Raw genomic sequence first — 6,057 nt, 5'->3', positions numbered from 1 at the left:
GGCTTCTACTGCCAAGATGACAGCGCCGGTCCGGCGATTTCTGATTTCGATAGCCATAGTTTTGTCCAGTGAGGTAAGGCGTTTTTGCCTTGTCATCATGTTACGAAAATCACAACGAATATGCAAGTTTTCTGCTTCGGTTACAGGCAAATGCCTACAGGCAAGGCAGGTACGACAGATTCGCGGGTTGACTCTCATCGCTTCGGGGGATGAATCCCGCGCCAACACTAGTACTGACGGGTGAGAGGGTTGCAACATGTTACGAAAAACGCTACACCTGAGGGCATACCTTATTTTGATTAGGCGGTTCTCATGGTTGCCGGAATTGACAAAGTGTGGTTCGAGGATCGCATTCGTGCGCGTCGGACCAGCCAGCGCCAGCTTGCGAAGCTTATGGGCATGGATGCGTCAGCCATGAGCCTCATGCTGAACGGAAAACGGCGCATGAGCGCCAAGGAAGCCGCAGACGTGGCCGGGTTGCTTGGGGTGCCAGTGGATGAGGTATTGCGCCACGCCGGCGCGCCGGTGGCTGTAGACAAGCGCAGAAGCGTGCCAGTCGCCGGATACGTTGGCCCATCGGGAGAAGTCACGTTCGGGCGTGCATTGGGCCCAAGGACGGCCGTGGCGCCAGCGGATTGCGCGGATGGGTGCCGGGCGCTGCGCGTGCAGAACGGCGGCGCGTTGGACGGCTGGCTGCTGTTCTACCACCCGATGGACGGGGTATCGCTGGAAGCGGTCGGGCGGCTGTGTGTCGTCAGGACAGCGGAGGGCGAGGACTTATTGCGTGTCGTGAGCCGTGGGTATGAGCCGGGATTTTTCGTGTTGGGGTGTTTATTGGGAGGAGACAGGGAGCATGTCAGGTTGCAGAGCGCTGCGCCGGTGCTGTGGATGAGGCAGTAACGACGCGCTAAGGTCAGTCAGCTGAAAATGTCGATTTCAGGTTCGTACACGCGCCCGCTGTATCCCCATTCTGTCAGCCCCCACAAAGGCGACTGGCGCGTGCCGCCAGTCAGCAACCCCTTGGCGCGCAGCGCCCGCAGCTTGCGGACTGCTTCGTAGTCCGTTGCGCCTGCTCTGCGAGCCGCAGGCAATAAATCCTCCAATGTATAACCCGTCATCGGACGCTCAAACACTAGCAGCAGTTCCTCAGCTAACGGATCACCGAAGCAGGCAGCTTGATGCGCGGTAACCGGGTTCAGACCGGATGCGTACACACCGTGCGCCACCCGCACGGCTTCTTTTTTGGAAACCATGTCCAGCAGCGTGGCGGCGATTGTACTGACCGAGCTACGGCGCCGTTTGGCGGGCGGCAATGCCTTTGCAATCGCAGCGGGAGTGGCGAGCGGATGTTTTTTCAGAAAAGCAGCGATGTGCTTGCGGTGGTTGATGGCGTAAGACATTGTTCCGGGCGCTTGTTCCGGGATGGAACACCGCGTGGTTGTTAGGTTTGCGCCAGTTTATCACACGATGCTGTTAAAATGGGTAAAATTGAAATAAGCGTTACAGGGCTTAAGTTTGTGAGGGCAAACCACATTGTGCCATGCACTAGAGTACCCCCAACGCCGGGAAGAATCGTGGGGGCGGTGACCGGTTAGTTGTGTAGGTTTACTGTTACTACTTACTACTACTTACTAGGAACATATGGAAATAGGCCGTAAAGGTAAGCAGTATAAGGGTTAGCGAAGTTCCGGGGTGCGTGCCATGTGCCAGGTTACAAATGTGAAAAAGCCCGCTCGATGGCGGGCTTTCTGTTGGGCGGGCGGTGGCGGGTTAGCTGAGCAGCATCCAGGTGATGAGCGCCGCCAAACTCAAGGCGGCGATCCAGGCCAGACGGTCGGCCAGATCGGCCTTGGGGCGCACGGGCGTCAGTTCTGCGTACGGGTTGCCGAACGCGTGGTAGATCGTGCGCGGCGTGCGGTAGTCGTTGGGTCGGTAGCGGTTCATTGTTGGGCCCTGTGTTGGTCGAGAAGCTTGTCCACCTGCTGCGCCCAATCGACGCCGAAGGGATAGGCTGAGTTGTAATCGTTGCGCACGATCTTGAGCAGGCGCAGCGCTTCGTGCAGCAGATTAGATTGGTCAGCTTGCCGGTTGATGGCTTGTTCGGTTGTAAGCACGGTTGTCTCCCCCTGATGGAAGATCAGCGCAGCAACAGAGCGGCTGCACCTGCGTTCAGCGCCTGGCTTGCAACGTAGGCAAGCGCCGGCGCGATGGTTGCGAAAAAGAGTGCGTAGGCTTTCATGGTAGGTCAGCAGTGAATTTTGTCCGGACACCGCGTGTGCGGTGTTTCGCCCGACTTTCACGGGCTCGTCAGCGGGTTAATAGCCGAGCCAGTCACGAGCGGCTTTCACGGTGGCGGGGATGTGCTCGATTTCTTCGTACGCATTGCCGTCCTTGTAGTAGACATCGACCACGCGCAGTGTGCCGTCGTTGTTGTCGCTGCACACGAAGCCGTGTGCCTTGATGAAAGCGAGGATTTGAGCGGCGGTTGCCATGTCGTTTCTCCAGTGGGTTACTGCGTTGCGATGACTGCACTATAGCTCAGTGTTACGAATATCGCAACATGTTTTTGAAATCGCTTGACCGCCCGTCGCTTTCTGCCTAAGTTGCGCGGCATGGAAATTCAGCGCTCTCCCTTCGTCCCTACAGATCGTTTGATTGGCTCCGATGAGCGCGCTGTTGAGCTCGCGCGCAAAGCCATTGCCATGGTGTGCGAAGGAACGACGCTGAAAGTGGCGCTTGAACAACTTGGTTTGACGCGGAAATTGTTCGCTGCCTCCCTCTCCAGTGTGCGAGAACTCGCTCTCGAATACGCCAGAGCGCGCGAAATATCGGCCGACTTCCTGGTTGATGAAGCGCTCGACGTGGTGAAGAACGAGCCTGATGTTCAACGAGCGCGCGAAATCGCCAACATGCACCGTTGGGCCGCCGGCAAGTTCAACCAGAAGCGATACGGCGAGCGCATCGACCTGAACGTGAGCCAGACAATCGACGTGAGCGAAGCGCTGAAAGAGGCAAGAGCGCGCGTTGTGCGTCCAGTAATCGACCAGCTGCCAACACCACAACCGCAAGCCATTGATTTACAAGATGTTTCGCCCATCGAACCGCGTGATGAAGAATCACGTACGGTCGACGCAACGCCCCCGGCAGACGACCCGACCCCGGACATCTTCAGCTGACTGAACGCGCACGCGCGGCCCATTCGACGCGCGCGTTTACCGCGGGGGCCCCATGACGCGGGAGGGGGTGGCGGGCGGGGTGGGGGCCGGATTTGGGACGCGATGGTTTTCCCCGGGGGCCCGGCTCGGGAAATTTAAAAATATTTTGAAAATATAACTGTTGCGGCTTTCACAACGTGTTATGATTCCTAAAATTTTTTTAGGAATTAATCGTGAAGAAACCAGTGGTAGGGTTTGAGGATCGGTATGAAGTATCGGACGAAGGCGAGGTGTTTTCTTTGCGTCTGCAAAGGCGCTTGGTAGCCAGGCAGACCAAGCGCGGATACTTTCAAGTTCACTTACGAGACAGTGTGGGCAAAGAGTTTACCCGTAGTGTCCACGTCCTTGTCGCAGAGGCATTTATCGGTCCGCGGGCGGATGGCGTGCAAGTCAACCACATTGATCACGACAAGGCGAACAATCGGTTGCCAAATTTGGAATACGTCACGGGCGTCGAAAACGTACACGCTTACCATCGGCACAAGAACCCGCATTGGGAGCCAAAGAAACCTTCCGCGCCCGCACCTCGCGGACCCAAACCGATGGCGATCGTGGCGATTGGGGCGGACGGGACAGAGCGCGTGTTTGTTACAGTAAAGGCCGCAATAGACGCTGGGTTTACGGCTTCCGGGATCAGCAGTTGTTTGAAAGGGAGATTGCATGCACACCGTGGCCACACTTTTCGCCGCGCCGGTTGAGCGCCCCATCCTCCTTGATCCACGCATCCCGCATCACCGGCCCCTGATACGCCGCATCATGTTGCTCACCCCGCCCACCCCTTCGATCCACTGACCATGGCCCTCCCACTCATCCTCTTCATGCTCGCCGGCATCTTCCTGTTGGCTGCATTCAAACCCTAAATGCCATCCCCCCAACCCATCTACGGCGCGCAGGGCGAACAGCAACTCATGATGGAGTTGTGGGACCCGCAGCTGGCCAACGATCCGCTCCAGTTCGTGCAGTTCGCCTACCCATGGGGGAGAGCCAACACGCCGCTGGAGCACCAATCCGGCCCGCGCGGATGGCAGAAAGAGACGCTGGAGGAAATCACCCGGCACATCAAGGCCAACGAACTGCGCGCCGCGCAGCAGGCCATCTACGAGATGTGGCGATCGGCCGATGCTTCGGGCCGCGGCATCGGCAAGTCCGCCTTGGTGTCGTGGCTGACCCACTGGTTCCAGACGACGCGTCTGGGCGGCACGACGGTGGTGACGGCCAACACGGAGCAGCAGTTGAAGTCCCGGACCTGGGCCGAGTTGGGCAAGTGGGTGTCGTTGGCGATCAACGCCCACTGGTGGGAAATGATGGCGCTCTCGATGCGCCCGGCGCAGTGGTTTGGGGAAGCGGTCAAGCGCGACCTGAAAATCGACCTGGGGTACTACTACGCCCAGGCGCAGTTGTGGAGCGAAGAGAACCCGGACGCATTCGCCGGCATCCACAACCACCACGGCTTCATGCTGATCTTCGATGAGGCGTCCGGTATCCCAACACCCATCTGGACTGTGTCCGAGGGGTTTTTCACCGAGCCCATCCCGGATCGCTACTGGTTCGTGTTCAGCAACCCGCGGCGCAACAGTGGCAGCTTTTTCGAGTGCTTCCACCGCGACCGCAACTTCTGGAAGACGCGCAACATCGACAGCCGTACTGTGGAGGGCACGGACCGCGCGACCTTCGACAAGATCGTGGCGCAGTATGGGGAAGACAGCGACGTCACGCGGGTGGAAGTCAAGGGCCAGTTCCCGAACAAGTCGGCCAACCAGTTCATCCCGACCGATCAGGTGACCGGCGCGCAGGAACGCAAGCCGATCCCCGATCCGGGTGCGCCGCTGCTCATGGGCTGCGACGTGGCACGCAACGGCAACGCCCGTTCCGTCATCGCTTTCCGCAAGGGGCGCGATGCCGTGTCCATCCCGTGGCAGTCGTACAAGGGCATCGATACGGTGCAGTTCGCCACCCACATCGCGGATGCGGCCACCAAGTTCAAGGTTGATGCGATATTCGTGGACGGCAACGGTGTGGGCGGCGGCGTGGTGGATATCTTGAAATCCTGGGGCCACCGGGTGGTGGAAGTGCAGGCAGGCGCCACGCCGAACGACCCGAACCGGTTCCTGAACAAGCGCGTGGAGATGTGGGCGCTGATGGCCGAGTGGCTGCTGATCGGCAGCATTCCGGACGATTCACTACTGCGCACCGACCTCATCAGCCCCGAGTACAGCTACCACCCGGTCAGCAACAAGCTGATCCTGGAAGGCAAGGAGCACATGGAGGACCGCGGCCTGGCGTCTCCCGACTACGGCGAAGCGCTGGCTTTGACCTTCGCCCGGCCTGTGGCGCGCACGGATACCCGCACCAGCCGCAGCCAGGCGCGCAACCGGGTGGCGGCCGACGTGGACTACAACATATTTGGCTAGGGTGAAGTGTTGTGCTATTCTCCACGCGATGCGATTTCCTCAAGAGTGGCGACTTAGCTCAGTTGGCAGAGCGCTGGATTGTCTATCCGGATGTCAGGGGTTCGAGCCCCCTAGTCGTCGCCAGTCTTGAGGGGCGTCGTAACGGCCGGCTTCCATTCCAGTGGGGGTTTGCCCGGGCCGGATACACGACCCCTCACCAACTCAAATCGGAGCCCACATGTCCGCTCTGTTCTCCAAGCCCAAGACCCCGGACGCTCCGCCGGCTGCACCGCCGCCGGCGCCGACTGTGGACAATACCGCCAACCAGACCGACGTGGCCGCGCAGCAGCAACAGATGGCGCTGCAGCGTGGGCGCACGTCCACGATCCTGACGAGCGGCGCGGGCCTCTCGAATACTGGCACGACCACCAAGACGCTGCTGGGTCAGTAAG

The 6,057-nt window shown here is 59.5% G+C and carries 9 protein-coding genes and 1 tRNA gene; 6 read left to right on the top strand and 4 right to left on the bottom strand.

What is annotated here, in order from left to right:
- The first annotated feature begins 312 nt into the window (after positions 1-312).
- Positions 313-900, top strand: a complete 588-nt coding sequence (locus tag C1A35_RS34410; protein WP_104668715.1) for a helix-turn-helix domain-containing protein — start codon at positions 313-315, stop codon at positions 898-900.
- A 17-nt stretch (positions 901-917) separates the two neighbouring features.
- On the opposite strand, the gene C1A35_RS34405 is transcribed toward C1A35_RS34410, so the two are convergent.
- From C1A35_RS34405 to C1A35_RS36240, 4 genes are all read right to left on the bottom strand, one after another.
- Positions 918-1,400, bottom strand: a complete 483-nt coding sequence (locus C1A35_RS34405) for a hypothetical protein (RefSeq protein ID WP_104668714.1) — start codon at positions 1,398-1,400, stop codon at positions 918-920.
- Between the two features lie 370 nt (positions 1,401-1,770).
- Complete coding sequence (locus tag C1A35_RS36250; protein WP_158665260.1) at positions 1,771-1,944, bottom strand: hypothetical protein; 174 nt, start codon at positions 1,942-1,944, stop codon at positions 1,771-1,773.
- Positions 1,941-2,114, bottom strand: a complete 174-nt coding sequence (locus C1A35_RS36245) for a hypothetical protein (RefSeq protein WP_158665259.1) — start codon at positions 2,112-2,114, stop codon at positions 1,941-1,943. Before C1A35_RS36245 ends, C1A35_RS36250 begins: the two co-directional genes overlap by 4 nt.
- Positions 2,115-2,315: 201 nt before the next feature.
- A complete protein-coding gene (locus C1A35_RS36240; protein ID WP_158665258.1) occupies positions 2,316-2,492 on the bottom strand; it encodes a hypothetical protein in 177 nt (58 codons plus the stop codon).
- A gap of 120 nt (positions 2,493-2,612) precedes the next feature.
- Here C1A35_RS36240 and C1A35_RS34400 point away from each other — a divergent pair, with 120 nt between their 5' ends.
- The 5 genes from C1A35_RS34400 (at position 2,613) to C1A35_RS34380 (ending at position 6,056) form a co-directional block, all read left to right on the top strand.
- Positions 2,613-3,176 carry a hypothetical protein gene (locus C1A35_RS34400; RefSeq protein ID WP_210202588.1) on the top strand — a complete coding sequence of 188 codons (564 nt, stop codon included), beginning with the start codon at positions 2,613-2,615 and terminating at the stop codon, positions 3,174-3,176.
- Between the two features lie 212 nt (positions 3,177-3,388).
- Positions 3,389-3,913: an NUMOD4 motif-containing HNH endonuclease gene (locus tag C1A35_RS34395; protein WP_158665257.1), complete on the top strand. Its 525-nt coding sequence runs from the start codon at positions 3,389-3,391 to the stop codon at positions 3,911-3,913.
- A gap of 210 nt (positions 3,914-4,123) precedes the next feature.
- On the top strand, positions 4,124-5,626 hold the full coding sequence (locus tag C1A35_RS34390) for a terminase (protein ID WP_104668711.1): 1,503 nt from the start codon (positions 4,124-4,126) through the stop codon (positions 5,624-5,626).
- A gap of 47 nt (positions 5,627-5,673) precedes the next feature.
- Positions 5,674-5,749 (top strand) — tRNA-Asp (locus C1A35_RS34385).
- A 94-nt stretch (positions 5,750-5,843) separates the two neighbouring features.
- Positions 5,844-6,056 (top strand): hypothetical protein, encoded by a 213-nt coding sequence (locus C1A35_RS34380; protein ID WP_104668710.1) that lies wholly within the window; start codon positions 5,844-5,846, stop codon positions 6,054-6,056.
- The last annotated feature ends 1 nt before the right edge of the window (position 6,057 follow it).

Origin of the sequence: Ensifer adhaerens (assembly GCF_002940685.1) — a bacterium.
Lineage (GTDB): Bacteria > Pseudomonadota > Alphaproteobacteria > Rhizobiales > Rhizobiaceae > Ensifer > Ensifer adhaerens_E.
Note: the sequence above shows the minus strand (reverse complement) of the source record. Positions and strands in the feature narration are given on the sequence as shown.

Excerpts from the sequence above, each read along its gene's own strand:
- C1A35_RS34410 (WP_104668715.1), top strand. The coding sequence starts at position 313 with ATGGTTGCCGGAATTGACAAAGTGTGGTTCGAGGATCGCATTCGTGCG.
- C1A35_RS34405 (WP_104668714.1), bottom strand. The coding sequence starts at position 1,400 with ATGTCTTACGCCATCAACCACCGCAAGCACATCGCTGCTTTTCTGAAA.
- C1A35_RS36250 (WP_158665260.1), bottom strand. The coding sequence starts at position 1,944 with ATGAACCGCTACCGACCCAACGACTACCGCACGCCGCGCACGATCTAC.
- C1A35_RS36240 (WP_158665258.1), bottom strand. The coding sequence starts at position 2,492 with ATGGCAACCGCCGCTCAAATCCTCGCTTTCATCAAGGCACACGGCTTC.
- C1A35_RS34400 (WP_210202588.1), top strand. The coding sequence starts at position 2,613 with ATGGAAATTCAGCGCTCTCCCTTCGTCCCTACAGATCGTTTGATTGGC.
- C1A35_RS34390 (WP_104668711.1), top strand. The coding sequence starts at position 4,124 with ATGATGGAGTTGTGGGACCCGCAGCTGGCCAACGATCCGCTCCAGTTC.
- C1A35_RS34380 (WP_104668710.1), top strand. The coding sequence starts at position 5,844 with ATGTCCGCTCTGTTCTCCAAGCCCAAGACCCCGGACGCTCCGCCGGCT.